Source organism: Bacillus sp. PS237, assembly GCF_037963345.1.
GTDB classification, from domain to species: domain Bacteria; phylum Bacillota; class Bacilli; order Bacillales; family Bacillaceae; genus Bacillus; species Bacillus subtilis.
On the sequence record NZ_CP150156.1, the window covers coordinates 3229707 to 3255479 of the forward strand.

The 25773-nt window shown below is 45.6% G+C and carries 29 protein-coding genes; 6 read left to right on the top strand and 23 right to left on the bottom strand.

Annotated elements, in window-relative coordinates:
* The first annotated feature begins 54 nt into the window (after positions 1-54).
* Positions 55-1035, top strand: a complete 981-nt coding sequence (guaC, locus tag NST22_RS16815) for a GMP reductase (protein ID WP_003244278.1) — start codon at positions 55-57, stop codon at positions 1033-1035.
* Positions 1036-1108: 73 nt separating this feature from the next.
* On the opposite strand, the gene paiB is transcribed toward guaC, so the two are convergent.
* From paiB to NST22_RS16845, 6 genes are all read right to left on the bottom strand, one after another.
* On the bottom strand, positions 1109-1732 hold the full coding sequence (paiB, locus tag NST22_RS16820) for a protease synthase/sporulation negative transcriptional regulator PaiB (RefSeq protein WP_003244329.1): 624 nt from the start codon (positions 1730-1732) through the stop codon (positions 1109-1111).
* Between the two features lie 23 nt (positions 1733-1755).
* Positions 1756-2274, bottom strand: a complete 519-nt coding sequence (paiA, locus tag NST22_RS16825; protein WP_003244000.1) for a spermidine/spermine N(1)-acetyltransferase — start codon at positions 2272-2274, stop codon at positions 1756-1758.
* A gap of 337 nt (positions 2275-2611) precedes the next feature.
* Entirely contained in the window at positions 2612-2974 is a 363-nt protein-coding gene (locus NST22_RS16830; protein ID WP_003244166.1) for an iron-sulfur cluster assembly accessory protein, read from the bottom strand.
* A gap of 78 nt (positions 2975-3052) precedes the next feature.
* On the bottom strand, positions 3053-3907 hold the full coding sequence (gene dapF, locus NST22_RS16835; RefSeq protein WP_003243745.1) for a diaminopimelate epimerase: 855 nt from the start codon (positions 3905-3907) through the stop codon (positions 3053-3055).
* A gap of 122 nt (positions 3908-4029) precedes the next feature.
* Positions 4030-5244, bottom strand: a complete 1215-nt coding sequence (locus NST22_RS16840; protein ID WP_003243750.1) for a NupC/NupG family nucleoside CNT transporter — start codon at positions 5242-5244, stop codon at positions 4030-4032.
* Between the two features lie 136 nt (positions 5245-5380).
* On the bottom strand, positions 5381-5617 hold the full coding sequence (locus NST22_RS16845) for a YuzB family protein (protein WP_003222913.1): 237 nt from the start codon (positions 5615-5617) through the stop codon (positions 5381-5383).
* Between the two features lie 262 nt (positions 5618-5879).
* On the opposite strand from NST22_RS16845, the gene NST22_RS16850 reads away from it, so the two are divergent.
* Positions 5880-6947, top strand: coding sequence for an NAD(P)/FAD-dependent oxidoreductase (locus tag NST22_RS16850; protein ID WP_003242518.1), 1068 nt, complete (start codon positions 5880-5882; stop codon positions 6945-6947).
* Positions 6948-6972: 25 nt separating this feature from the next.
* Here NST22_RS16850 and NST22_RS16855 read toward each other — a convergent pair whose 3' ends face one another.
* Complete coding sequence (locus tag NST22_RS16855; RefSeq protein ID WP_003242597.1) at positions 6973-7299, bottom strand: YuzD family protein; 327 nt, start codon at positions 7297-7299, stop codon at positions 6973-6975.
* Positions 7300-7398: 99 nt separating this feature from the next.
* On the opposite strand from NST22_RS16855, the gene NST22_RS16860 reads away from it, so the two are divergent.
* Complete coding sequence (locus NST22_RS16860) at positions 7399-7734, top strand: NifU family protein (RefSeq protein WP_010886606.1); 336 nt, start codon at positions 7399-7401, stop codon at positions 7732-7734.
* Between the two features lie 41 nt (positions 7735-7775).
* On the opposite strand, the gene NST22_RS16865 is transcribed toward NST22_RS16860, so the two are convergent.
* The 5 genes from NST22_RS16865 to cotNH form a co-directional block, all read right to left on the bottom strand.
* Positions 7776-9749 carry a S9 family peptidase gene (locus tag NST22_RS16865; RefSeq protein ID WP_003243690.1) on the bottom strand — a complete coding sequence of 658 codons (1974 nt, stop codon included), beginning with the start codon at positions 9747-9749 and terminating at the stop codon, positions 7776-7778.
* Positions 9750-9856: 107 nt separating this feature from the next.
* Positions 9857-10786, bottom strand: coding sequence for a homoserine kinase (gene thrB, locus NST22_RS16870; RefSeq protein WP_003228699.1), 930 nt, complete (start codon positions 10784-10786; stop codon positions 9857-9859).
* Positions 10783-11841 carry a threonine synthase gene (gene thrC, locus NST22_RS16875; protein ID WP_003228697.1) on the bottom strand — a complete coding sequence of 353 codons (1059 nt, stop codon included), beginning with the start codon at positions 11839-11841 and terminating at the stop codon, positions 10783-10785. Before thrC ends, thrB begins: the two co-directional genes overlap by 4 nt.
* Complete coding sequence (locus tag NST22_RS16880) at positions 11841-13142, bottom strand: homoserine dehydrogenase (RefSeq protein ID WP_003228694.1); 1302 nt, start codon at positions 13140-13142, stop codon at positions 11841-11843. Before NST22_RS16880 ends, thrC begins: the two co-directional genes overlap by 1 nt.
* A gap of 200 nt (positions 13143-13342) precedes the next feature.
* Complete coding sequence (gene cotNH / locus NST22_RS16885; protein WP_003242649.1) at positions 13343-14362, bottom strand: spore coat-associated protein CotNH; 1020 nt, start codon at positions 14360-14362, stop codon at positions 13343-13345.
* Between the two features lie 152 nt (positions 14363-14514).
* On the opposite strand from cotNH, the gene NST22_RS16890 reads away from it, so the two are divergent.
* Complete coding sequence (locus NST22_RS16890) at positions 14515-15015, top strand: phosphatidylglycerophosphatase A (protein WP_003243814.1); 501 nt, start codon at positions 14515-14517, stop codon at positions 15013-15015.
* A gap of 26 nt (positions 15016-15041) precedes the next feature.
* On the opposite strand, the gene nucF is transcribed toward NST22_RS16890, so the two are convergent.
* The 3 genes from nucF to NST22_RS16905 are packed head-to-tail and all read right to left on the bottom strand — an operon-like array spanning position 15042 to position 16574.
* Entirely contained in the window at positions 15042-15812 is a 771-nt protein-coding gene (gene nucF, locus NST22_RS16895; protein WP_003243196.1) for a 5' nucleotidase NucF, read from the bottom strand.
* Between the two features lie 28 nt (positions 15813-15840).
* A complete protein-coding gene (locus NST22_RS16900) occupies positions 15841-16275 on the bottom strand; it encodes a DUF86 domain-containing protein (protein ID WP_003228684.1) in 435 nt (144 codons plus the stop codon).
* 23 nt (positions 16276-16298) lie between these two features.
* Complete coding sequence (locus NST22_RS16905; protein ID WP_003228682.1) at positions 16299-16574, bottom strand: YutD family protein; 276 nt, start codon at positions 16572-16574, stop codon at positions 16299-16301.
* A gap of 114 nt (positions 16575-16688) precedes the next feature.
* On the opposite strand from NST22_RS16905, the gene NST22_RS16910 reads away from it, so the two are divergent.
* Positions 16689-17321: a YhcN/YlaJ family sporulation lipoprotein gene (locus NST22_RS16910; protein ID WP_003243821.1), complete on the top strand. Its 633-nt coding sequence runs from the start codon at positions 16689-16691 to the stop codon at positions 17319-17321.
* 15 nt (positions 17322-17336) lie between these two features.
* Here the strand turns inward: NST22_RS16910 and lipA are convergent, their stop codons facing one another.
* The gene (lipA, locus tag NST22_RS16915; RefSeq protein ID WP_003222888.1) at positions 17337-18233 is read right to left on the bottom strand and encodes a lipoyl synthase; all 897 of its coding nucleotides are present in this window, start codon (positions 18231-18233) and stop codon (positions 17337-17339) included.
* 234 nt (positions 18234-18467) lie between these two features.
* On the opposite strand from lipA, the gene lytH reads away from it, so the two are divergent.
* Positions 18468-19448: an L-Ala--D-Glu endopeptidase gene (gene lytH / locus NST22_RS16920; RefSeq protein WP_003243462.1), complete on the top strand. Its 981-nt coding sequence runs from the start codon at positions 18468-18470 to the stop codon at positions 19446-19448.
* A gap of 27 nt (positions 19449-19475) precedes the next feature.
* Here the strand turns inward: lytH and yunB are convergent, their stop codons facing one another.
* From yunB to NST22_RS16955, 7 genes are all read right to left on the bottom strand, one after another.
* A complete protein-coding gene (yunB, locus tag NST22_RS16925) occupies positions 19476-20240 on the bottom strand; it encodes a sporulation protein YunB (RefSeq protein ID WP_009968113.1) in 765 nt (254 codons plus the stop codon).
* A gap of 72 nt (positions 20241-20312) precedes the next feature.
* Complete coding sequence (locus NST22_RS16930; protein WP_003242587.1) at positions 20313-20618, bottom strand: YunC family protein; 306 nt, start codon at positions 20616-20618, stop codon at positions 20313-20315.
* 64 nt (positions 20619-20682) lie between these two features.
* Positions 20683-22071 (bottom strand): bifunctional UDP-sugar hydrolase/5'-nucleotidase, encoded by a 1389-nt coding sequence (locus NST22_RS16935; protein WP_003242525.1) that lies wholly within the window; start codon positions 22069-22071, stop codon positions 20683-20685.
* Positions 22072-22090: 19 nt separating this feature from the next.
* The gene (locus NST22_RS16940) at positions 22091-22912 is read right to left on the bottom strand and encodes a sulfite exporter TauE/SafE family protein (RefSeq protein WP_003228670.1); all 822 of its coding nucleotides are present in this window, start codon (positions 22910-22912) and stop codon (positions 22091-22093) included.
* Between the two features lie 17 nt (positions 22913-22929).
* On the bottom strand, positions 22930-23778 hold the full coding sequence (locus NST22_RS16945) for a DUF72 domain-containing protein (RefSeq protein WP_003243895.1): 849 nt from the start codon (positions 23776-23778) through the stop codon (positions 22930-22932).
* Between the two features lie 37 nt (positions 23779-23815).
* A complete protein-coding gene (locus NST22_RS16950; RefSeq protein WP_003242865.1) occupies positions 23816-24163 on the bottom strand; it encodes a hypothetical protein in 348 nt (115 codons plus the stop codon).
* A 96-nt stretch (positions 24164-24259) separates the two neighbouring features.
* Positions 24260-25600: an allantoinase gene (locus NST22_RS16955; RefSeq protein WP_003243112.1), complete on the bottom strand. Its 1341-nt coding sequence runs from the start codon at positions 25598-25600 to the stop codon at positions 24260-24262.
* Between the last annotated feature and the right edge of the window lie 173 nt (positions 25601-25773).

A 25773-nucleotide genomic window follows, 5' to 3' on the forward strand; every position in this document is an offset into this window, starting at 1 on the left:
GGCGAACATTTCATATATTATACTTTTAAATATTCGTTTTTAGGAGTGAAAACCATGGAAAACGTATTTGATTACGAAGATATTCAGCTAATTCCTGCAAAATGCATTGTGAATAGCCGTTCAGAATGTGATACATCCGTACGTTTAGGCGGACATACATTTAAATTGCCCGTCGTCCCTGCCAATATGCAGACGATTATAGATGAAAAACTAGCGATTTCATTAGCCGAAAATGGCTACTTTTATGTGATGCACCGATTTGAGCCTGAGACACGAATTGATTTTATTAAAGATATGAACGCACGCGGGTTATTCTCTTCTATCAGCGTGGGCGTCAAAGATGAGGAGTATGAATTTGTCCGCCAGCTGGCAGAAGAAAATCTGACTCCTGAATACGTGACAATTGACATTGCTCACGGGCACTCAAATGCTGTCATTGAAATGATCCAGCACCTTAAAAAACATTTGCCGGACAGCTTTGTTATTGCTGGCAATGTCGGAACGCCGGAAGCGGTCAGAGAGCTTGAAAATGCGGGAGCGGATGCCACTAAAGTCGGCATCGGACCGGGAAAAGTATGTATTACGAAAATCAAAACAGGCTTCGGCACAGGCGGCTGGCAATTAGCAGCGCTGCGCTGGTGTGCCAAGGCTGCCAGCAAACCGATTATCGCGGATGGCGGCATCCGCACCCATGGCGACATCGCAAAATCAATCCGATTCGGCGCAACGATGGTCATGATCGGTTCACTATTTGCCGGACACGAAGAATCGCCAGGCCAAACGATCGAAAAAGACGGAAAGCTTTACAAGGAGTACTTCGGCTCAGCCTCTGAATTCCAAAAAGGCGAAAAGAAAAATGTCGAAGGCAAAAAAATGCACGTGGCGCATAAAGGCTCAATCAAGGATACACTGATTGAAATGGAGCAGGATCTTCAATCTTCTATTTCTTATGCAGGCGGAACAAAGCTTAACGCCATCCGCAATGTGGATTATGTGATTGTGAAGAATTCCATTTTTAATGGGGATAAATATTAATCATAAAAAAACGCCAAGTCAGCGGTTCTCCGCTTGAGTTGGCGTTTTCTGCTACTTCTTCAGCAAAGTAAGCTTATATTTGCTTTTTGAGTTTATCTTCCATCAGTTCTGCCATTTGTTTTGCATTTGGATTTTCTTCATTTTGCAACTGTTCAATGACGTTCATATAATCCGTTTCATTTCGGTTCTGGCTTAATTTATATGCCGCTTGAATGTCTTCCACCTTAATCTTAAATCCAACAATACCTTTCAATTCACTTTCTAAGAGTTTTGGAGAAAGCTTATCCCATAACACAGGATTGTCACGATGTTTTTCGTATTTCTCCAACATGATTGTTAATTCTTCTGCTAATTCATCTTTCTCTAACATACTTGCTTTTCCATACATGTGGACAGCCTGATAATTCCACGTCGGAACATTTTCGCGCGAATACCAGGAAGAAGAAATATAAGCGTGCGGTCCCTGAAACATCACAAGCACATCTTCACAGGCTTCAAACGTTCTCCACTGAGGATTTCCATAAGCGAAATGCCCCGTAATATAGTAATGATCGTCTTTTTTATTGAATCCTAACGGCAAATGTGTGGCAATTGGTTTTCCTTGTTCTGTTGTGACAACCGTACCAAAGGAGTTTTCTTGTACAAAATTCCAAATTTCTTCAGCATTTGTGACTTTAAAATATTTTGGAATATACATCATCATCCACCCTTCGAAAAATATTATATGAGTGTTTTAGCCATGATTAAATCCGTTTGTTCTTCATCACCCATATAAAATGAGTGGGCGCCGGTCTGAACAAACCCCATTTTCTTATAAAAGGCAATGGCATTTTCATTTTTTTCCCACACACCTAGCCAAATGTTCTTTTTATTACGTTCCAGCGCAATTTCTATCGCTTTATTCAGCAGATGTTTGCCAAGCCCATGTTTTTGAAAGCTGTTCTTTATATAAATTCTCTCGATTTCAAGTGATTCAGCACCCATTTCTTCAGACTGAGCATCATCGATATTGACCTTTACATATCCAGCGATTTCATGATCAAAGTAAATAAAAAAGAATTGCGAAGACATATTAGATAACTCTTTTTCCAGCTGCTCAGTGTTAAATGCGCTTTCTAAATAGGCTTTCATATTTTCAGGTGAGTTCTGTTCTTTAAAAGTGTCATTGAATGTTTCAATACTCAATTGTTGAAGTGTTTGTAAATCTTCCCGGCTGCATTTTTTCATTTTTACACTCATTGTTCGGATTCAGCCCCTTTATTTAAAATTCAATTGTCTTGTGTCCCTTTTATATATTTAAACACGGAACACATACTGACCTTGTTACCATTCCAAAAATCTTCTTCATCACCAACTCCCTATCGTGATTTTGTTGTAAATGCAATAAAATATACTCCGCATTAAATATATCGTAACTTTGCTGTATTTACAACAAAAATCAAACAACAAAGCAGCGTTTCTCTTGCCGAAGTTCCCGGAACTCTCTGCATCATTTCCCCATAATAAAAACGCCTCCCTTAACGATGATTTATCGCTAAGAAAAGCGTCAGTAATAGTTGCTATCCGTTTTTAGTGCTTAGCACTCTTCAGGCTTGCCTGCATTCGTTGCTGTTCTGAACGAAGAACCGCAGCCGCATGAAGCGATGGCGTTTGGATTGTCGATGGTGAAGCCGCCGCCGAGCATGGATTGTTTATAATCAATCACGGTGCCGTTCATGATGTCAAGGCTTTCTTTGTCAACTAGAACAGTGATGCCGTGCTGATCAAACACACTGTCTGATTCACTCTTTTCATGCTCAAAGCCCATGCCGTAAGAAAGTCCGCTGCAGCCGCCGCCTTTGACGCCTACACGCAGAAACGCGTTTTCTTCTTCATGCTCTTTCATCATATCTTTTATATGCAAAGCTGCTGCTTCTGTAATTGTTACCGGGTTGCTCATCATTATGAACCTCCTTTTAAAAACCGGTTGCTGTCTTTTATTATAAACATGATCGTTCCAATTCTCAAACAAGGTGTTTTACAAGAAATAGACACCCTCACAAACGGTTTCAGCCGGCCCTGTCATCATTACATGGCCGTTATCTTTCCAGTTTATCACCAAATCCCCGCCTGCTAAATGCACCGTGATGTCTTGATTTCGCTTTGATACGCCGTTTAATACAGATGCGACTGCCGCTGCACATGCTCCTGTCCCGCATGCCTGAGTAATCCCTGATCCCCGTTCCCAGACGCGGAAATGCAATTCTTGTTCATTCACGGTTTCAACGAATTCCACATTGATGCCTTCCGGAAATCTCGGATCTTTCTCAATCACCGGCCCCAGTGTCGTTAAGGGTGCCTGTTCAATGTCTGCGATCGGAAAAACGATATGCGGATTTCCCATTGAAACGGCAGTGCCTGTTAGTTCTACTTCACCAAATGCCATCGTTTCATTGATTGTGTGCTCTTCCCCGCCGTCAAGCATAGGAAGCTCGGATTTTGTCAAGCGCGGTTCGCCCATATCGACAGTGACCACATTCACTTTTCCGTTTTCGACTTGAACCTCCGCTTTCACAAGCCCGGAGAGAGTTTCAATCAGAAAAGATGTTTCCTCAACCAGCTTATGCTCATATGCGTATTTTGCGACGCAGCGCAGGCCGTTGCCGCAGTTTTTCCCTTCAGACCCGTCATTATTAAAAATCCGCATTTTAACAGGCGCTTGGTCTGATGGGCATATCAGGATCATTCCGTCGGATCCGATCCCTGTATAAACAGAAGAAACCTGAATTGCAATCTCTGACAGTTTTTCTTCTGGAAGCTGTTCTTCAAATTGATTCACATAAATATAACTGTTTCCCAGGCCGTGCATTTTGGTAAATCGAAATGAGTTCATAGGTGCCTCCAACTTTTTTTCTTTTTCTTAGTATAAAAGCTATTATAAGCGGACACAATACAATTATCCCCCGTTTTTCATACATAAAAGCTCCTTGCACTGACGCAAGGAGCTTTTATCGTTTATATAAACATGCCGGCAATGGCTGCGCTGAGCAGATTGGCTAATGTTCCTGCAAGAACAGCCTTCAGGCCGAGACGTGCGATATCTGAACGGCGGCTGGGCGCTAAACCGCCAAGCGTACCAAGCATAATCGCAATTGATGAAAAATTGGCGAATCCGCATAACGCGAAACTGATAATGGTAGCAGTTTTCTTAGAAAACTCGCCGATGTGCGAACCGAAGTTAGAATAAGCGACAAACTCATTCAGCACCAATTTCTGGCCGATATAGCTTCCCGCCTGCAATGCTTCATGCCAAGGCACGCCAATCAAAAAGGCGATAGGAGAAAACACATAGCCGAGAATGGATTCTAATGTTACGCCTTTTAAACCGAACAAGCCGAAAGCCCCGCCGAGAATACCGTTTACTACAGCGATTAACGCAACAAACGCAAGCAGCATCGCCCCAACATTTAACGCAATTTGCAGTCCTGTTGACGCTCCCTTTGCAGCTGCGTCAATGACATTGGCTGCGCCTTCGCCTTCATCCATTTTGAAATCGCTTTTTACGGTTTGCGTTTTTTCCGTTTCGGGTATAATCAATTTACCAAAGACTAGTCCAGCTGGAGCAGCCATAAAGCTGGCCGCCAGCAAGTACTCAATCGGAATACCGAGAAGCGCGTACCCAAACAAGGTAGATCCCGCAACTGCCGATAGACCGCTCGTCATAATCGTAAACAACTCAGAGCGCGTCAGCCCGGCAATCAGGGGTTTGATCACTAACGGAGATTCTGATTGTCCTACAAAAATATTGGCAGCAGCCGCCAGAGATTCCGTTTTGCTTGTTCCAAGGAGCTTCGACAATCCGCCGCCAATGACACGGAAAACGAGCTGCATGATTTTCAAATGATATAAAACTGCAATCAGTGCTGAGAAGAAAATGATAACGGGCAGTACACTTAATGCAAATGCCGGACTGTCTCCGACCTTTAGAAGCGGTCCAAAAATAAAACTGATGCCTTCATTCGCATAGTCAATCAGAAGCTGTACACGGCTTGAAAACCATAAAAAAACAGCGCGTCCCGCTTCCCATTTCAACACGATGTATCCAAACGCCACCTGTGTGCATAAACCAACGATGACGGTTCTTATCTTAATATTGCTTTTCTTTTCTGAAAATAAAAACGCGATAGCAATGATCGCAACTGCGCCCAGCAGCCCCCACAGAACATTCATGAATACTCGTACACCTCTTAAATTTTATTTAAAAAAATATCTTTTATACGATAACAATAATATTTTTTGATGTCTACACATTTTTTTAGTTCTTTTGTACGGCAAAATAAAAAAGGGCCTGTCCAGGCCCTTTTCTTTAAAACATTGGATTTTCTTCAATAAAGGTATATATATTCTCAACAAGCTCAGCAGGCGTTTCACCCATGACGACTTCTCCGTTTACCAGAGCGAAAAGCGATTCCATACATGTCCCGCAGTAGCTTAAGCAGCCATATTCAAGGACATCAAGGTTGGGATCCTTCTCCAAAATCGCCCGGGCTTCCTGAGAGCCGTGAGCCAGATTGCTGACACAAAATTCAATCATTGGATTCATGCGGTTTCACCTCACATATGTCCATTATCGCGAATTTTTCACTATTCGTCAAAGACAACGGATGATTCAAAATTTATTATCGTAACATATTATTTCTCAAATAACGTTTTACTAATTTGTGTTTTCAGGCTAAATTGTAGGTTATTTTGAAACTATTATTGTGATTTTAGATCAAATTCGATATAATTCTAGATGTTATTTTACATAGTTCGTATTTTCTTCAATGTATCTATCATACTCTTCGGATTAAAGGGGAATTCAAATGAAAAAATTGGTCTTGATCGGCGGAGGTTACGGGAACATGCGCGTTCTTCATCGCTTATTGCCAAACCAGCTGCCTGATGATGTTTCAATCACGTTAATTGACAGAAATCCTTATCACTGCTTGAAAACAGAATATTATGCCCTTGCCGCAGGCACAATTTCTGACCATCATATCAGAGTGTCATTCCCAGAGCACCCTCGCCTGGATGTCCAATACGGTGATATCACATCAATTGATATTGTACAAAAACAAGTGCTGTTCCAAGATCGTGAACCGATTTCTTACGATGACGCCATAATCGGGCTCGGCTGTGAGGATAAATATCACAACGTGCCGGGAGCGCCTGAATTCACCTACAGTATTCAAACCATCGATCAGTCCCGCGAAACCTACCAAAAGCTGAATAATCTGAGCGCTAATGCCACCGTCGCCATTGTCGGAGCGGGCTTAAGCGGCGTTGAGCTTGCAAGTGAATTGAGAGAAAGCCGTGATGACCTGAACATTATTTTGTTCGACCGCGGTAATCTCATTTTATCAAGCTTTCCCGAGCGTTTAAGCAAATATGTGCAAAAATGGTTCGAAGAGCACGGTGTCCGCATTATTAACAGGGCAAATATCACAAAAGTAGAAGAAGGCGTTGTGTATAACCACGATGATCCGATTTCTGCAGACGCCATCGTGTGGACAGCCGGCATCCAGCCAAACAAAGTCGTCAGAGACTTAGATGTGGAGAAGGACGCACAAGGGCGTATTGTATTAACGCCTCATCATAATCTTCCAGGTGATGAACATCTGTACGTTGTCGGCGATTGCGCCAGTCTTCCTCATGCACCGAGCGCCCAGCTGGCAGAGGCTCAAGCAGAGCAGATTGTCCAAATCTTGCAAAAACGCTGGAATGGAGAAGCCCTGCCTGAATCAATGCCGCAGTTTAAGCTGAAAGGCGTCCTCGGTTCACTCGGAAAAAAAGCCGGCTTCGGGCTTGTTGCTGACCGTCCGCTGATCGGCCGTGTTCCGCGTATGCTGAAATCCGGCTTGCTGTGGATGTATAAACACCATAACGGTTAATGATAGAGAAGAACCGCTGATCAAGTCAGCGGTTTTCTGTATACCCATGCTTCTCCATTTCCTCATAAACGTCTTTTAATTTTGGATTGCCTTCACCGACAATTTTGTCTTCTACAAGCACAAGCGGATAAAAATACTCGTCATTTCTGATTTTTTCCGCAAGCTCTTTCGCATGTTCATTGTCAGGCGGCTCATGAATATCGATGTACTGCATCTCAAAAGGCTGATTTGGATATTTTCTTTTCAGCGCAGCCTCAAGCCACTCGTATGTATCCTTGGCTGTCGGCATATTTACACAGCTCGCACAAACGTTTTCTGCCCCGTACACGCTTAGCATGACTGGTTTCATCACTTGTAGACGCCCCCTTCTCCTATGTAAGTCCTTTCTTTTAAGTATACAGAGCCTAAGGGCGTTTTTATAGAAAAAAACCGTTTTTGTGTTGAAGTCTGAATGTGCTATAATAGGGAAAGCAACTTTGCAAACCAAACAATAGATTTTTATTGTTACACTGAATATAATGGTTTTATGACGACGAAAGGAGCGAATGTCATGACTGAAGTTGAAATGAAAGAACAGGTGCAGGAAGTACTGGACAAACTTCGTCCGTTTTTACTTCGTGACGGCGGTGACTGTGAGCTTGTAGACGTAGATGAAGGTATCGTTAAGCTTCGTCTTCTAGGCGCATGCGGCAGCTGCCCAAGTTCAACAATTACGTTGAAAGCCGGAATTGAGCGCGCTCTTCTTGAAGAAGTGCCGGGTGTCGTTGAAGTAGAACAAGTCTTTTAATAAAGCAGCCAGGCTGATATTTGATCAGCCTGGCTTTTTTATTAGAGATGTTGATCAAACCATGAGCTGATATAATTCAGGCGCTTGATCCGCTGTCTTGGGTGTCCGGTGCGTGATAAATTGTGCGATGCATTCGGAAAACGGACAAGCTTGGTTTCCTTGCCCATTTTTTTCAGAGCGATAAACAGCTGCTCCGCCTGCTCGATCGGGCATCGGTCATCCCGCTCGCCATGCAGTATCAAAAGCGGTGTCTCCACGTTTGCTGCGTATTTTAAAGGAGACCGGTCCCAGAGCTTTTCTGTGTCCTCAAACATGTCATGCTCAAGCTGCCAGTCTGTAAAGAAATAGCCGATATCACTGACGCCGTGAAAGCTGATCCAATTTGATATCGAGCGCTGGGTAACGGCAGCTTTAAAGCGGTTCGTCTGCCCGACGATCCAGTTGGTCATAAAACCTCCGTAGCTTCCGCCCGTGACACCGAGCCGCTTAGGATCAATATGCGGATCTCGTTTGATAGCCTCATCCACAGCCTGCATCACATCGTCATAATCCTTTCCCCCATAATCTCCTCTGACCGCATTCACAAATTCCTGCCCGTAGCCGTGGCTTCCTCTCGGATTGATATAAACGACCGCGTATCCTTTCGCCGCCAGCACCTGAAACTCATGAAAATATGTATGTCCGTACATCATATGCGGACCGCCGTGTATGTTAAGAATAAGTGGATATGTTGTCTCACCTTCCATTTGTGCAGGCCTCATCAGCCAGCCGTTCACCATCACGCCGTCTTCTGTAGCATATTGAATCTCTTCAGGTATTGATATCGTATGCTCCCTGACAAACTTGTCATTCGCGCCAGTCAGCTGTTTCTCTTCCTGTCCAAGCGGGATACTGTAAAGCTCACTCGGTCTGTCCGGCTTTGTCACACTGGCAATAAAGTGCTGTTCATCAGGTGAAAGAGAAAAGCTATTGATGTACTCTTTTTCCAGACGAATCGGATACACAAGGCCTTCAATCGAAATATAATAGATGCCCGTACTGCCTTGATCTGTGCCGATGACATAAAACCCTTGGCTGTCCTTTGTCCAAATCGGGCGCTGTTCAGCACCACCGATCAATGAATCTCCAATCAGCGCATCCGCTAAATGAACGTCCAGCATCTCAGTAAGACATGTGAGGCGGCCTTGTTCGATATCATAGAGCCACGCCTTTGAGAGCGTAGCATTCTTATATTCCTTTTCATTTCCAAGCAAAGCAAGATACCTTCCGTCTGGTGAAAATGAGCTTGATCCGAATGAGCCGCGATGAGGTGTAACCTGCTTAAGATCTCCAGACTCCAGTGACATTATGTAAACATCATGCGGCTTGCTGGCATCATCTGTTTCAGTTAAATTAGCTGAGAAAACAAGCCATTTGCCGTCAGGAGAAAAAGCAGGATCACCATGATCAGCTTTGTGACTTGTCAGCTCTTTCATCTCACCCGACTTTACGCTGACAAGCACAAGCTGGGCATACGCACCTCTCGTCAGCCCTTTGCCGTCCCGTTTGTAGGAGAGGCCTTGCACTTCAACAGGTTCATAGCTGTCCTGCTCTGTTTTTTCTCGGTCATCAATGCTTTCCCCCTCTCCCAAACTGACAGTGACCAGAATCGATTCACCGTCCGGGGACCATAGCGGCTTTGACACGCCATATGGGATATCAGTCAGTTTTCTTGCTTCTCCGCCTTCAGTGCTCATGATATAAAGCTGTGCCGCATCGCCTTCTCGATCAGAAATAAAGGCAAGCGTGCGCCCGTCCGGAGACCATCTTGGGTCGGTGCTTCGCTTTTCTCCATGTGTCCAAGGAACAGATCCTCCCGTTTTCGTTTCATAGATCCATATATTTGATGTATACGAATCTTTCTCTTGATTTACTTGTGATTTTACATATGCGGCACGGGTACCGTCTGGGGCGTATTGAGGATCGGTCACAGAGACAATCGCTGTGATGTCGTCTGCGGTTATCAGCTTTTTCATATTCATCTCCTCCTTTTTACATGTATTTCGTTTTTCTAAATAAAAACTCCTTTATCTCCAGCAAAAAAAAGCGCCCTCCGCTGACGCTGAGGAACGCTTGGCATGATCTATACACTTTTTACTTGATATAAAGGATTTCGCTCTATTATACTTCCCTCTTTCGGAACGGTCAAAGCGTCTACTTCACAATGAGGGAAATGAAGCGCGAGCTGTTCTTTTAGCTCTTCTCCCTTTCCTTTTTCGGTCATGACGAGAATCGTTGGGCCTGCTCCGCTGAGAGCCGTTCCATATGCGCCCTTCATCTCGGCGACGTGCTCTACTTTTGACAGCTCAGGCACAAGCATCGCCCGGTACGGCTGATGGAACATATCCTTCTTCATGATTTTCCCGACAAGCGGCCAATCCTTGGACATGATCGCAGCAATGAGGATATTGCTGACAGCACTTGCTTTTACGGCATCGGCATATGGAAACTCCTTCGGAAGCACGTCTCTCGCGTCTCTTGTCAGCACTTCATAAAAAGGAATGACAACGACTACGTCAATGTCAGCATTCGGGACGCGGATCATTTGGGTCTCGTCATCCTCATGCAGGCCGATCACAAGTCCGCCGACGAGAGAAGCGCCAGCATTGTCCGGGTGTCCTTCTTCTAGACTCGCTAAATGCAGCTTGTCCGCTTCAGACAGCTTTAAGCCGCATAATTCATCAGCCAGTTCAATGGCCGCTACAATCGCTGCGGCGCTGCTGCCAAGGCCGCGTGCAAGCGGGATGTCGCTCCACACCTTCACATGGACAGGAGGCATTTCTTTTCCGTACAAATCTGCGGTCCGTTTAGCCACTTGGTAGATCAGGTTATCTGTACCCGCCGGAATTCCGGCGACTGTTTCTGTTTCAGCCTCAAAAGACCATTTGTCGCTTTCAAAGACGGTCAGCTTCAAATATCTGCTGAGCGCCATTCCGACTGAATCAAAGCCGGGGCCTAGGTTAGCTGTGCTTCCGGGAACAGTGACAGAGAACAGCATGTCGGCTTCGTTCATACACGGGCCGCTCCTTTTACATATTCAAGGATGCTGTCTTCATCAGTCGGCAATGTGACAGGCTTGATTTCTGAAATGTCGACCGCTGTGTTCGGATCTTTCAGTCCGTTTCCTGTTAACACAGCTACGACCTTGCTGCCTTTCGGAATTTCTCCGGATTTCACCTGTTTCAGCACTCCTGCGATAGACGCGCAAGAACCTGGTTCTGCAAACACGCCTTCTACACGGGCGATCAGCTGATATGCGTGAAGGATTTCATCATCAGTGACTTCGTCAATTTTCCCATTGGATTCCTCGGCTGCCTTTACAGCTTTGTCCCAGCTTGCCGGGTTTCCGATACGAATGGCTGTCGCTATTGTTTCCGGATTTTCAATCACTTCATTGCGCACGATTGCCGCCGCACCCTCAGCTTCAAAGCCGCGCATTTTCGGAAGGCCTGTGCCGTTTTTCTCATGATATTCCTTGAAGCCCTTCCAGTACGCAGTGATGTTTCCAGCATTTCCGACCGGGATCGCTAAAACATCAGGCGCTTCCCCCAGCTGTTCGCACACTTCGAAGGCAGCAGTTTTTTGGCCTTCAATGCGGTAAGGGTTGACTGAGTTGACAAGGGCAATCGGTGATTTCTCACAGATGGAACGGACAATTTTAAGCGCATCGTCAAAGTTTCCGTCAATTGCGATAATCTCGGCTCCGTACATGACAGCTTGAGCGAGTTTTCCAAATGCAATTTTTCCGTTCGGGATGATGACAATGCATTTCATGTTAGCACGGGCTGCATATGCTGCCGCAGCAGCGGAAGTGTTACCTGTTGACGCGCACATAATCGTGTCATTGCCTTCTTCTTTTGCCTTTGCCACAGCCATAACCATTCCGCGATCTTTAAATGATCCCGTAGGATTGACGCCTTCCGTTTTGACATGAAGCTCAATTCCGAGCTGCTCAGACAGCTTCGGCAGGTGAATAAGAGGTGTGTTTCCTTCATGTAAAGTTAGCGCCGGTGTTTGATCTGTTACAGGTAAAAATTCTTTATATTGATGGATAAGTCCTTTCCACATTAGCTCCAACCGTTCCCTTCTACACGATATGTGCTTTTGACTTCTTGAACGACTTCCAAATCATTTAGGTTTTGCAGGATATCACTGAAATCAGCTTCTGATGTATGATGTGTGACAATTACGATTTCAGCTAACTCATCATGGCCTTTAATTGGCAGCTGAAGGATTTTTTCAAAGCTCACGCCCCGCTCTGAGAACACAGATGTAATTTTCGAGAATGAACCAACCTCATCTTTTACATGAATTCTTAAAAACTGCTGTGCATAAATGTCAGACGGCGATTTCATGTTTTTCTCATATTGCGGTCCGACAAAGCTGTTGCCGGTTACACCTAGGCGCATATTTTTCATGACAGCGACGAGGTCAGAAACAACGGATGTCGCTGTCGGCATGCTTCCGGCTCCCGGCCCGTAGAACATCGTCTCACCGACAGCCTCGCCGTATACATAAACAGCGTTAAACTCATTATGAACAGCAGAAAGCGGATGATGGTCAGGAAGCAGTGTCGGCTGTACGCTGACCTCGATTTTGCTGCCGTCACGCTGAGCAATCCCGATCAGCTTCATTGTATAGCCGAGGCGTTTGCTGAAGCTGATGTCCTCGTCTGTAATTTGGGAGATCCCCTTTACTTTGACGTCTTCCAGATCCACGTTCATCGAGAAGCCGAGGCGCGCCAATATCGCCATTTTCCGTGCGGCGTCAAGCCCTTCCACGTCAGAAGTCGGATCAGCTTCGGCAAAACCGAGATCCTGCGCTTCCTTGAGCACTTCCTCGTATGGGCTTTTCTCTTTGATCATTTTGGTTAAGATAAAGTTTGTTGTACCGTTCACAATTCCCATCATTTTTGTAATTCGATCTGATGAGAGGCCTTCCTCTAACGTGCGCAGAATCGGAATCCCGCCGGCAACACTGGCTTCAAAGTAGATATCGCATCCATTTTCCTTCGCTTCGGCAAGCAGCTCGGAGCCGTACACAGCCATTAAGTCCTTGTTTGCTGTGACAACATGCTTTTTCGATCTCAGCGCGTCGACCAAATATTGTTTTGTCTGTTCAACGCCGCCGATCACCTCGATGACGACATCAACATCTGGATCATCAATGACATCATACACTTCTGTCGTGAGCACTTCCTTCGGCAAATCTACTTCTCTCTTTTTCTCTAAATCTTTTACAAGCACTTTTTTTATCGTAACCGGACAGCCGACCTGATGCATAAGCTTATCCTGATGGTCTTGAATAATTTTAACGACACCGCTTCCGACGGTACCTAAACCTAAAAGCCCTACACGAATCGCTTTCAAAAAAACTCCACCTTTCTTTTGATTGTCCTCTTGGAAAAGACAATTGTTAACTCAACACAGACATATAAGTTACAAACATTATATAAGCCCGCTCCTGTTTTGACAAGACATCATTAGGCTGAATTTTGCGAATGTAAACGCTTAACGCATTGATATGACAAGATTCTTTATTTTCTAATTATTTTTGTCAGATTTTCTCCTCACCTTGAGCTGCCTTTGCCGAGCCAGCTGACGCGTGGAACAAACAGCTTCTGCGCCCGCATATTCATGAATTCCTGCGCTGTATTGAGAAATTGTTCATAACGCCCACAGTCATTAAGAATGAAGTCAAGCTGTTCTTCAAAATAATGCTTTTCTGATTCTGATGACATGTAATAGCTTTCTACGATTTCAAAATAATGAAGCGGGAAAAGCAGACGGCTGTATAAAAGGCGTTTCGAAAATGAAGACAGCGGTGTGACTTGCTCGTATTCCTGTAAAAAGAGAAAGCCCTGCTGATTAAAATCTTGTCTGTGATGCAAAAACGTATGCCTCATATATTCAGCCAAATCACGGGAAGCGTGGTCAAACACCCAATCCGCCGGAATCCTGATCAATGATTCCGGTGACCATGTATGCCTTTCCATCCGCTGATGGCATATCGTTCCTGAATCAGCGGCTTGGGGCTTGTCATCCAGCTCAGTGTCCACTAAATATTGTATCGCGTTTTCTGACAGTCCTAAATAATATGGAAATGATTCGATCATTTTTTTATCGAATGGCTCATGCGGAGGGGTCTGAACCTTTCTCTGCCAAAATGCTTCCAGCTGATCAATTCGTTTTCCCCACAGATCCTTCCACTGGCCGATTCTTCCGGCCGCCTTCACCTCATATGGATATCCTCGGCCTTTTCGGTGAAATTCCGCAAGCTCCGCTCCAATGGAGAACGCCCTGTTTGAATAAGGGGGGGCCGCCTTCAGCAGAGCGTACGTTTTTCCCTCATGTTCAAATGTCAGTTCACCTTCTTTTGTAAAGATAAAAACCGAAACGTATGGGTCACTTTGTTCTTGTAAATACTGACTCATGTAATAAAGCTCCGCCAGCTCTGTTTCTGAGAATTGGGAAACGGGGACAATCAGAAAGTATGAATTAGGCGTCTGAAAGCATTGATATGTGTGCTGGTACATGGAAAGCTGCCTGATGTGAATGCCGTATTTTTCTTTTATTGTACCTTTCACCATGATCACCTGCCTGTTGAATTAGGGCTCATCACATCGTAGTCATACACAGCCGGAATTATGAATACATATTTTAATCCGAAGAAGGCGCAAGAAAAAGTCGTAAACTTCTCAAGCATTTTGTATAAACTAGTAAAAAAGATTGGGTGAAGCTGATGTCAGAAAACGAACAATTCAGTCAGATGGAAGCTAAAGCAAGAGCACGGATGAAGGAGCGCGGCGTTGAGGTATCAGACATTGCCGAGCTTGTCTTTTTTCTGCAGAAAAAATATCATCCGGATTTAACCATTGATGAATGCACGCTGAACGTCAATCGTGTTCTCGCAAAACGCGAGGTGCAAAACGCGATTTTAACGGGCATTGAATTGGATGTTCTTGCTGAGCAGAAAAAATTGTCTGAACCGCTGCAAACGATGCTGGAAATAGATGAAAGCCTATATGGAGTAGATGAAGTTCTGGCATTTTCCATTGTGAACATTTACGGATCGATCGGGTTTACGAACTACGGTTACATCGACAAAGAAAAACCCGGAATCCTTAAACGATTGAATGATAAATCAACCGGTGAATGCCATACCTTTTTAGATGACATCGTCGGAGCGATTTCCGCCGCGGCTTCAAGCAGACTTGCTCACCGCGCGCGGCATACAGAATAAGGGCACCCTTTTAGGGCGCCCTTTTTTCAAATGTATGGAATCCATTCAGTCAGAGAGTCAATGGCGTGAGTCGGTTTTTCCATATCGTCTGTCATATGTTCTCTTTTCGTTACGCCTGTGTGAACGAGCAGCGTATCCATACCCGCGTTAATGCCGGCCATAATATCAGTGGCGTAGTTGTCGCCGACCATGAGTGTTTCAGACACATCTGTGCCGAGAACGCGCATCGCCTGCTCCATAATAATTGATTCCGGCTTGCCGATAAATACAGGCTGTACACCTGTAGATACGGTTAACACCGATGTCAGTGAGCCGTTTCCCGGCAGGAGCCCTCTTTCAGTCGGAATCGCAATATCTCCGTTAGTGGAAATAAAGCGGGCGCCATTTCTGATTGCCAGGCAGCCAACAGCAAATTTTTCGTATGTAATGGAACGGTCGATGCCAACAACGACAAAATCCGCGTTTTCTCCGCCAAATGTCAGGCCGTTTTCTTCAATCGCCTGGCGGATTCCTTCCTCCCCAATCACATACACAGACGCGTCTTTTTTCTGCTGTGCAATGTGCTGGGCAGTTGCCATGCTGGTCGTGAAGACCTGCTCTTCTGTTGCCGGAATATCAAAAGACACGAGCTTGTCCGCTACCTGCTTCGGTGTGCGCGAAGAGTTGTTTGTCACGAAAAGATAAGGAACGCCGCGATCTTTCAGCGTTCTGACAAATTCACACGCCTCCTCGATTTTTTCCGTGCCATTGTACATCGTTCCGTCTAAATCAATTAAATACCCTTTATATGTTTTCATATCCAACACTCCTGTGGCTTTCCAGTTGTTATTTAAACGCGGAAACAGGTCCTAGCTCTGTTTCCAAATAGCTTCTGATCCGTTTCGGGAAGTCCTGAAGAGCTGTTTGATGCGCCTTGATCAGCCTGTAAAGCTCGCCGCTGTCAGCGAGCAGATACTGTTGAACCAACGTTTTGCGGTAGGCGATCAATTTTTTGAGCTCATCACCCTCTTTTTCCGTGACAACTTTCTCATCAACAAGTATATCCATAATGTCGTCATAGCTGCCCGGGTCCCGCATAATAAAGCCGTCAATCATGTCATTGCCTGTATCCAAAATGCATTCGATTAACAGATGGCCTATACGCTGAAGTGCCAATTCCCCGATTTCAGACTGCCAGTCTGTTTGTGAGTCAAATAGCGCCAGCTGGTGCTCGAAGAACCCTAGTGTTTTTTCGATTTTGCTTCTGTCAACAAAATACATGACAGCATCCCCTTTGTGTATATTTATTTTCTGATCCGTTTCAAGACAAAATACGCACAGCCGAAATTGCAGTATTCGTAAATATATTCATCTAATGTGCTGATTTTCGTTTCGAAGGTTGCCTTTTGATTCTGGTCGTCAAAGAAGCCCTTGAGCCTTAACTGACCGTATCCCCAGTCTCCCACAATATAATCGTATTTATTTAATATATCGGAGTAGCGGGCTTTAAAAGCCTCTTCGTTGAAGCCGTCTTTGAAATTGTGCACCAATTCAAATTCGGCATTTTGAATAAGAATCATGATCTCACCTCTTTTTTCACTCATTCCTATCATAATTCATTGCCCCGTCCCCATCAATTGCTAAAGAATAAATCATGCGATTTGGCTACCCTACACATGAGGAGGGATTGATAAATGAAACGAACCGCTGTCAGCCTCTGCCTGCTGACCGGACTATTATCCGGGTGCGGAGGCGCAGGATTGGATAATGCCCAAAATGTCCGGAATCAGACGCAGAATCAAACCAAACCCATTCATGTGTCGGACCGCAACGAGGCTTTTAACAGGCATAATGAGAACGAACAATTTGGCTATGTCCGCTATCAAAAAGAACAATTTGACGGAGAACAGCAGAAAACGCCGGTGATGAACCGGGAAGAAACCGCTCACATGATATCAAGTTTAACGGTTCAGCTCCCCCATATTCAAGATGCTGCGACATTGGTGACTGACCGAGAAGCGCTTGTCGTATACAAAACCGATTCTAAAAACCGGGAGCTGACCGCCGATCAGGTGAAAAAAACAGCGGCTTCTGTGATACCGCGATACTATCACGTGTATATTTCCGATAATCCAAACCATATGCAATCCGTCGAAAATTACAGCAATCTCGGCTCTGGTTCAAGGGATATTAGAGAGATCATGTCGGGGACGATTCAAGAAATGAAAACCTCCCCGCAAGGAAGCCCTGTCTCAGAGAATGAAAATGCCAATGGAGAAACGCGTCAGGACATGAAAATCGATAGGAATGACAAAAACGCCAGATGATCTGGCGTTTTGGCATTATGCTTGTGCTTGACGCTTTTTAGATGCTTCGTTTACTTGTTCATCCGCATGGTAAGAGGAACGGACAAGCGGACCGGCTTCACAATGGCTGAAGCCTTTTTGCATCGCGATTTCTTTTAATTCTGCAAATTCATCAGGATGGTAGTATTTTTGGACTTTCAAGTGTTTCTTCGTCGGCTGCAGATATTGGCCGATTGCCATAATATCCACGTTGTTCGCCAAGAGGTCGTCCATTACTTCAATAATCTCTTCTTTTGTTTCGCCGAGTCCGATCATGATACTTGATTTTGTCGGAATGTCAGGCTGCATTTCCTTCGCACGGCGCAAAAATTCCAATGAACGGTCGTACGTCGCACGCGCGCGGACTCTTGGCGTCAGGCGGCGAACCGTTTCGATATTGTGATTCAGGATGTCTGGGCGTGTATCCATCAAGGTTTTTAGGTTATCGTAGTTTCCGCCCATATCAGACGGCAGCACCTCAATTGTTGTGAACGGGCTTTTTCTGCGGATCGCACGGACAGTTTCCGCGAAAATGCCTGCCCCGCCATCTTTCTGATCGTCACGCGCAACAGCCGTAATGACCGCGTGTTTCAAATTCATAAGCGCGACTGAATCCGCTACGCGTTCCGGCTCTTGCAGATCAAGCTCAGTTGGAAGGCCTGTTTTGACAGCACAGAAACGGCATGCTCTTGTACAAACAGAACCTAAAATCATAAATGTCGCTGTACGTCTGACCGCCCAGCATTCATGAATATTCGGACACTTTGCTTCTTCGCATACGGTATGCAGGTTGTTTTCCCGCATGAGTTTTTTGAGCCCTGTATAGTTTTCATTTGTATTTAATTTAATTTTAAGCCATTCGGGCTTTCTGAGGTGTTCGTCTTTCTTTGCCAATTCCCATCATCTCCAATATCCAATATACTCAATTTCTGACACGAAACATTCTGAAAACGAGAAAGGTGCAGGTTTTAGTTCTGCAACAAAAATAATGTTTTTCTAACTAAAGAAAGTCTTTTCTTTAGACACTTTAACATAGGAAAAATTTCTCGACAAGGGAAGATGATTACTGACATTTTTAAGCCGGGTTGCCGCAAACTATGTGTATTCAATATGAAAGGAGATTATTTTGTGAAAGTTTTGTTATCCGCTCTTCTTCTCCTTTTGTTTGCATTTGAGCCTTCTGCGTCTGGAAAAAAACTTTCAGATCCAGTGCTGTCGAAACGGATGGAATTATATCATAAAATCGAAGCTGTGACGCAGATCCCTTGGTATGCGCTCGCCGCTGTTGATCAATACGAAGAAAACGTGCGGAGCAACCGGAAAGATCTGCCTGAAAAGGCGGGAATCATCAGCATCTATATACCCGATGATATCTGGAGCGGGCCTGAAAACCCGAATCCGAAAGACGATGCGCCGTTAAGCATTAAAGTGTTTGACGGAATCGGAATGGATGGCGATGGAGACGGGAAAGCCGAGGTCAGCAACGATGAAGATATCTTGTATACGTTCAGCCAATACTTACTGTCGTATGGCACAGATGAAGACAACATCCGGATCGGGCTTTGGAATTATTACCGGCGTGATCAGACAGTGGGGATTATATCTGAATTCATGAAGCTGTTTAAAGCCTACGGCCATATTGATCTGGGCGAGCATGCATTCCCGCTTCCGATCAGAACCGATTACAGCTACCGAAGCACGTGGGGAGATGCCCGCGGCTTCGGTGGAAGGCGGATTCATGAAGGTACGGATATCTTTGCCCATTACGGCCTTCCTGTCAAATCCACATGTTACGGCGTAGTTGAAATGAAGGGCTGGAACCGCTTCGGAGGATGGAGAATCGGCATCAGGGACATTAACAATACGTATCATTATTTTGCCCATCTCAATGGGTTTGCCAAAGGGATTAAAACAGGACAAATCGTTGAGCCTGGCCAAGTGATCGGATCAGTCGGCAGCTCCGGATACGGCCCGCCGGGAACCGCCGGGAAGTTCCCGCCGCATCTGCACTATGGCATGTACAAAGATAACGGAAGAACCGAATGGTCATTTGATCCATACCCGCATTTGAGGGCGTGGGAGCGATATGAATACCAAAAAAAGAAGTAACAAAAAGCCGCCTCTTCAACAGGCGGCTTATTTGCTGCTTTTTTCTTTTTTTGAATCGGCACCGTTTTCTTTGCTGCTCGGAAGCTGGACAGAAGGCGTGACACCCGAGCCGCCGCTTCCATTATAAAACTGCGGCACTTCGCCCTGCACTGCTTTAATCGATACAGGAACATTATTTGTGACGACAGCGGTTTTGCTGGCAAATGGAATGATGACCTTCACTTTAATTTCGACAAAGATGCTGATATCAATAAGTGCGTTATTTATGCCATACGGCTTGATTTTGGTTTTGACATCTGTAAAAGCGTCACCGATTAAATTGAACCGGACCGGGATTTTCGGCCCGAGGTTTCCAAGAAGGCTGTTGCCGGTTACCTGTCCCAGCGGAATGTTGATCATAATGTTTTCACTGGCGCCGCTGTGTCCGGTATGGGTTTCCATCTCTTTCAAATGAGCCTGAAGCTGCTTTGTCACTTTTGTTTTCACACTGTTTACAACCTGTGTATTAAAATCGATTGTCGTTAAGTTTCCGTTTTCATCAGAATTCATTTGAAACATATCTTTCATATTTTCACTGTCAGACATATAGTCCTCAATCGAATCCTGGATCACCTCTGTCGCTATACGCTTCGTTTCCATCTCGCCGATGTCCATTAAAACAGGTTTGATCGAGCCATTGATCATCCAAAGGCTGACCGTTGTTGACAGGATAAAAAAGACAACGGACAGGAGCATCACGTAACGGAAAGGCAAAGGTCCTCTCTTGCGAAAAGGGCCGCGATATCTTGGCAAGAAAATCCCCCCTTACATATCACAATGTATGCTTGTAAGAGGGGACATAGTAATAGCCGGGGCCAATTTATTTTATTTCATCATTTTTAAAAGCGCTTCTCTGCCGCTCATGCCGACTTTGATGCCAAGATCTTCCGCAGCGTACGTGACGGATTCTAAAGGTGCGTCTAACAGCTGGTCAATGGTGCGGACACCAACTGCGCGTCCCGCCACGATGCCGCGCTCCTTTAATTTTTCATTCAGCAGCGCCACATCAAGCGCGCCGCACATAATGTATCCGTGATCATTGGCGACGGCCATAAAATTCGTTTTGGGAAGCTTTACTGTCACAGCTGTAAAAGGCTGTCCTTCTATCATGATCGGTGTCAGGTTTACCACGTCAACCACTCCCTTCATTCATCACTTTATGATGAAGGGCACAGCTTGTTGTGGGCTGACTGCCTTATTGTGCAAGCTTCCAAGCAAGCAGATCCCGCAAAAATTCCGGCATAAAATATTCTTTTTCTGCAGCGTCGCGAATCAACGGAAACAGTTTGCCGAGCGTAAACATATCAAGCACCGCAACGGAGTATTGTTTATGTTTTTCAATATCTTCCCCGTTCAGTGTGATCCGAGTGACGTGGGTGATCCCGTCATCGAGCCGTTTCGTTTCTACCTCAACGCCGGCATACACCATTTTCCCCATCACTTCTCCGCGGAAGCCGAGTCCTTTGATCCGGAGCTGCTCCATTTGTTCGGAAGCGGCATGGACAATGGTTTCCTTCAGTTCTTCTCCCGTCAGGCGGACAGCCACCGGGTTGATCGGATGCGGACAGATGCGGTGCAGATCCAGCTTTGTCACAGGACCTGCTTTTAGCGGACCGAGAATGACACCTGAATTGACCATACTGATGTCCGTCTCGCACCATTCCTTTAAGGCGTATGCCAAAAGCAAAGGCAGCTCTGATTCTTCAAACCACTTCACCTCAGCATCTTGTGCAAGCTCTGCAACGGCATCGGACAGTTTCTCCTCGGCTTCACGTTCTTTTTCATTGAGAAACGCTTTAGTTTCTGCGGATTCTCCTGTCCATTCCGCCATGTTCTGCACAGAAGCCGTTTTGCTGTTGATGCTTCGCTGTACGCTGTCCACCGTGATTTCTACACAGCCGACATAATGCCCGTATTTCTCGGCGCTGGCCAGCAGTACCCCATTAACCACTTGTCCATCTTCGAGCAAATGATGGGTATGTGATTCGAGGATTACATCAATCTCAGGCACCGCTTCAGCCACTGCTTGATCATCAAGAATGCCTAAATGTGACAGCAGAACGATAATATCAGCCTGCCCTTTCACTTCCAGAATGGTTTCCTTTATGCTTTCAAGGGCATCCGTAACTGTCCATCCCAGCTTGTCATATACAGGATAATACGGCACAGTTACACCTAAGAAAGCAATGGACATACCGTTTTTCAATGATTTGATATGGTAAGGCACCGCCCAGGACGGACGGTTTCCATTTTTATCAAACAGGTTAGAGACGATGACAGGAAATTCAGCATGATCATATAAGGCAGCAAGCTCTTCATGCGGAAGCGTAATCCCTTCGTTATTGCCGATCGCCGCTCCATCAATGTGAAGGCGGTTTAAGAGATCGACATTCGCTTTTCCGAATGTCGCCTCTGTCACGAATTGAAAACGATCAAGATGATCGCCAATATCAAAAACGAGCGTCTCTTCGCCGTCTGACTGATGCTCTTTTCTTTTCTGCTCGATATAATCTACAATTTTCGGCCAGTTTTCAAAATGGCTGTGCAAATCATTTGTATGATATAAGCGGAGCTTCTCCTTCATAATATCTCTCCCTAATCGTTCAGCTGAAAATGCCTTCATAAATGAGCTGGCAGCCGATCAAAATCAATACGATCCGCATGATCATAACGATCGTTTTCGTCTGCATTTTTCTGTTGATGGCGGCGCCAAGCTTTCCGCCGAACCAAGCGCCGGGCACAAGCGCGAGGGCGTACAGCCAATTGACGTGCCCGGAAATCATATGTGAAACAGACCCTGTCATAGAAGACAGGAAAATAATAAACATGGACGTTGCCACCGCAACCTTCGGCGGAAACAGAAATAACAGCATCATCGCCGGAACCATCAGTGATCCGCCGCCTATACCGAAAAGTCCGCCTAAAAAACCGACAACAAAGGCAATGGCAATACCGACAGAGGCCTGATATGAGTACGTATAAGGCTCACCGGCATCATCCTGAAATGTCCGGATAATTCCTTTGTGCGCTTTGTTGATTGGCCGGGCTTTCGCTTTCAGCATTAAGGATAATGAAATCAGAATCATAAAAATGCCAAACCAAACGGAAAACGAGTTTGAATTGAACAGCTTTGACACGTAAGCCCCGATCATGCTGCCGGGACCCGAACCGATAAAGAAAATGAGTCCGCTCTTATAATCAACTGTTTTATATTTAATATAAGCCAAAGTTGAAGAAAGGCCCGTAAAAATAATGACCAAAAGCGAAGTTCCAATCGCAACCTGCGGCGTCACATCCTGAAACAGCTGCGTCACTGTGCTTAAAAACATCAGAGATGGCACAATGACAATTCCGCCGCCAAGCCCGATCAGACTTCCTACCGTACCTGCGATTAATCCCAGTACGACCAAAATCACAAACGACATCAATCAAAACCTCTTTTCTAAAATAAATCGAGCTGTCTCGGAGCAAGTCCGCTGTACTCGATATCAAGCAGTTCAAGCATCTGCTTGCCATTATCCGCAGCGTCACCGCCGGAATTGTTGTTGAACAGGACAAAAACATCCTTACATTGCTGCTGCAATTCATTCAGGTGCTTTTTCCAATCCTCCAGCTCCTGTTGGTTGTAGCGGTATAAGTACCTGACCTCCCGCCAGTTTTTCCCGCCATCAGGCTTCATCCAGCCCTGCTTGTTGCGTCCGTGAAACCTGACGAGCGTTTTGTTTTCATCGGTCGCGCGCAACACGGTCGGAACGCTGCCTTCTCCGATTTGCGGTTCATCACAGACACTGTGAATCCAGCCTTCCGCTTTCATAAATGAAAGCGTCTGCTCATAAAATGGCGGCGAGAACCAGGAACGGTTTCTGAATTCAAGCGCGCAAGGAATATCTCCCATTTGGTGCTTACACCATCTCAAATAGGCGACATTCTCCTTCTTGCAGTCAAACCACGGCGGAAATTGAAACAGCACCATGGCGAGCTTATTGCTATGTAAATATGGCGTTAAAGACACCTTAAACGCATCAAACATCTCCTCTTTTGAGTCAAAGGGAATTTCGCCGCGCTGATGCCCTGTCATGCCCTGATATGCTTTCACGATAAATTGGAAGGTTTCGGGCGTTTCCTTCACCCACTTTTCATTATTGCGCGCCGGCTGAATCGCGTAAAAGCTCGCGTCTAATTCCACGATCGGAAAATGGGAGGAATAGGCCTGCAATTTTTTCTGGCTGGCCGTTTTCGGCGGATAGATGCTGTCATGATCCCCCCATCCCGTCAGTCCGATATAAATCACACTCATTCACCTCTCTTCCAGTTTATCACACGTGTTTTCAGGTTTCCTCGGAAATGCTGTTCATATGGCGGGAAAATGCCTCACGCAAATGCTGATATTGTTCCTCATTCGTATCTAAAAACGCCTCTTCTCTTGAGGAAGGAATGTGCTGATATTCAATAGGCGCCTGAAACTGCTCACTCGTAAAATCGTACACCACACCATTGATGCTGTTATAAAAATGCCAGCTCTCATCGACTCTTGTTTTGAAAATCGTGCCGCCGAAATGGTCTTGAATCACCAATGCCGTCACGCCGCATTGGCCGCATGACGGGCATTCTTCCGTCCATTTAGAGCTCGAATGGCGCGACCAGGATTGCTTAAGTATGTATTTGACATGCTCCATTGCCTCCGCCTCCTTTAAAAAAAGATACCACGTTGATGAGATTTTAAAAACTAGAACGGAGGAAATCAAAAAACCCGGCGGTAAAATCCGCCGGGCTTACGAAGGAACGACCAGAGCTCCGTCAATTTCAGTGACTTTTTCCCCATCATTGTACACGCACCGGCCTTTGCTGTAAGTGGCCGAAATGCTGCAGGGAAATGTATGTCCTTCGTAAATGCTTTTTTTATGCTTTGCAAACATCGATTCTCTTGTAACAGTGTACGGCTCCATGCTGACGAGCACGAAATCTGCATCACACCCCGCCTCAAGCCGCCCTTTTTTCTGAAGGCCGAATCGTTTTGCAGGGGCCGCCGCTGTCCATTCTGCGATGGTTTCAAATGGAATCTGATGCTCAAGCGCCAGTTCCAGCATTCCTAATAAAGTGAACTGCCCGCCGCTGATTCCGCCCCATGATAAAAACATGTTATCCTCCCGCTTCAAGGATGGACGGCAAGGGGAATGGTCTGAGGAAACCATGTCAATGTCCCCGGCAATGAGCGTCTCGATCAGCGTCTCTTTTGATTGCCGTGACCGGAGCGGAGGCGCGCATTTTGCGACAGAGCCCCTTTGCCGTAAATCGTCATGGCTGAACAAGACATAATGCGGACATGTTTCAACCGAAACATCAAGACCTTCCTGTTTCGCCTCTCTGATCAGCCGGACCGCTTTCGCCGTGCTGATATGGACAAAATGAACCGGACAGCCTGTCACCTTCGCATACTGAATCGTGCGATACACCGCTTCAACTTCTGCTTCCTCCGGGCGGGAGGCGGCGTACGCATCCGCATCCACCTTTCCTTTATTGGCCAAAACCATCTGCAAGTAGCTTGTGATCGCGTCGCTTTCCGCGTGGAGAGCGAGGATTTTTCCTGCAGCCGCGATTTCTGCCATGCCTTTGAGCAATGTCCGTTCATCAACAGAGCGGAACTCATCAGTGCCTGACTTTGATAAAAACGCTTTAAACCCGATCGCTCCCGCTTCAGCCATCGGACGGATGTCCTCGATATGGCCTGGCACAAGGCCGCCCCATAGCGCAAAATCCACGGCAGATTTTTGCCTGCCTAGCTCAGCTTTTGCGAGAAGATGCTCTGCCGTCACGGTTGATGGAATACAGTTGAGCGGCATATCAAAATAGGTAGTGCAACCGCCTGCGGCCATCATTTGAGAACCTGTTTCAAACCCCTCCCAATCCTCCCTGCCCGGTTCATTAAAATGAACATGGCAATCTATCACACCAGGAAACACGTATTTCCCGTCTGCCTGGATGATTTCCGTCCCGCTTGCTTCAATGTCAGAACCTATCTCGGCAATGACACCGTTTTGAACTACAATATCAGCTTCTATAACGCCATCTGGCGTAACTGCCTTCGCACCTTTTATCACCATATCGTAAGCCATATTGATCCCCCCATGTCAGGATGACGATTTTCCATGTCAGTTTATGTAACACAACCAGTTCTATTTTCAACAGTTTACTGCTACTATGATCGTATTACATCAGCAAAACCGCTAGAATTCCTATTGAAAATTATTCACCTTAACCAATGTTTTTATAGAAAAGGAGAATGCGC

What these genes read in the sequence shown, in the direction of transcription:
- guaC (WP_003244278.1), top strand. Translation starts at nt 55, where the DNA reads ATGGAAAACGTATTTGATTACGAAGATATTCAGCTAATTCCTGCAAAA.
- paiB (WP_003244329.1), bottom strand. Translation starts at nt 1,732, where the DNA reads ATGTATATTCCAAAATATTTTAAAGTCACAAATGCTGAAGAAATTTGG.
- paiA (WP_003244000.1), bottom strand. Translation starts at nt 2,274, where the DNA reads ATGAGTGTAAAAATGAAAAAATGCAGCCGGGAAGATTTACAAACACTT.
- NST22_RS16830 (WP_003244166.1), bottom strand. Translation starts at nt 2,974, where the DNA reads ATGAGCAACCCGGTAACAATTACAGAAGCAGCAGCTTTGCATATAAAA.
- dapF (WP_003243745.1), bottom strand. Translation starts at nt 3,907, where the DNA reads ATGAACTCATTTCGATTTACCAAAATGCACGGCCTGGGAAACAGTTAT.
- NST22_RS16840 (WP_003243750.1), bottom strand. Translation starts at nt 5,244, where the DNA reads ATGAATGTTCTGTGGGGGCTGCTGGGCGCAGTTGCGATCATTGCTATC.
- NST22_RS16845 (WP_003222913.1), bottom strand. Translation starts at nt 5,617, where the DNA reads ATGAATCCAATGATTGAATTTTGTGTCAGCAATCTGGCTCACGGCTCT.
- NST22_RS16850 (WP_003242518.1), top strand. Translation starts at nt 5,880, where the DNA reads ATGAAAAAATTGGTCTTGATCGGCGGAGGTTACGGGAACATGCGCGTT.
- NST22_RS16860 (WP_010886606.1), top strand. Translation starts at nt 7,399, where the DNA reads ATGTGCTATAATAGGGAAAGCAACTTTGCAAACCAAACAATAGATTTT.
- NST22_RS16865 (WP_003243690.1), bottom strand. Translation starts at nt 9,749, where the DNA reads ATGAAAAAGCTGATAACCGCAGACGACATCACAGCGATTGTCTCTGTG.
- thrB (WP_003228699.1), bottom strand. Translation starts at nt 10,786, where the DNA reads ATGAACGAAGCCGACATGCTGTTCTCTGTCACTGTTCCCGGAAGCACA.
- thrC (WP_003228697.1), bottom strand. Translation starts at nt 11,841, where the DNA reads ATGTGGAAAGGACTTATCCATCAATATAAAGAATTTTTACCTGTAACA.
- cotNH (WP_003242649.1), bottom strand. Translation starts at nt 14,362, where the DNA reads ATGGTGAAAGGTACAATAAAAGAAAAATACGGCATTCACATCAGGCAG.
- NST22_RS16890 (WP_003243814.1), top strand. Translation starts at nt 14,515, where the DNA reads ATGTCAGAAAACGAACAATTCAGTCAGATGGAAGCTAAAGCAAGAGCA.
- nucF (WP_003243196.1), bottom strand. Translation starts at nt 15,812, where the DNA reads ATGAAAACATATAAAGGGTATTTAATTGATTTAGACGGAACGATGTAC.
- NST22_RS16900 (WP_003228684.1), bottom strand. Translation starts at nt 16,275, where the DNA reads ATGTATTTTGTTGACAGAAGCAAAATCGAAAAAACACTAGGGTTCTTC.
- NST22_RS16905 (WP_003228682.1), bottom strand. Translation starts at nt 16,574, where the DNA reads ATGATTCTTATTCAAAATGCCGAATTTGAATTGGTGCACAATTTCAAA.
- NST22_RS16910 (WP_003243821.1), top strand. Translation starts at nt 16,689, where the DNA reads ATGAAACGAACCGCTGTCAGCCTCTGCCTGCTGACCGGACTATTATCC.
- NST22_RS16935 (WP_003242525.1), bottom strand. Translation starts at nt 22,071, where the DNA reads ATGAAGGAGAAGCTCCGCTTATATCATACAAATGATTTGCACAGCCAT.
- NST22_RS16940 (WP_003228670.1), bottom strand. Translation starts at nt 22,912, where the DNA reads ATGTCGTTTGTGATTTTGGTCGTACTGGGATTAATCGCAGGTACGGTA.
- NST22_RS16950 (WP_003242865.1), bottom strand. Translation starts at nt 24,163, where the DNA reads ATGGAGCATGTCAAATACATACTTAAGCAATCCTGGTCGCGCCATTCG.
- NST22_RS16955 (WP_003243112.1), bottom strand. Translation starts at nt 25,600, where the DNA reads ATGGCTTACGATATGGTGATAAAAGGTGCGAAGGCAGTTACGCCAGAT.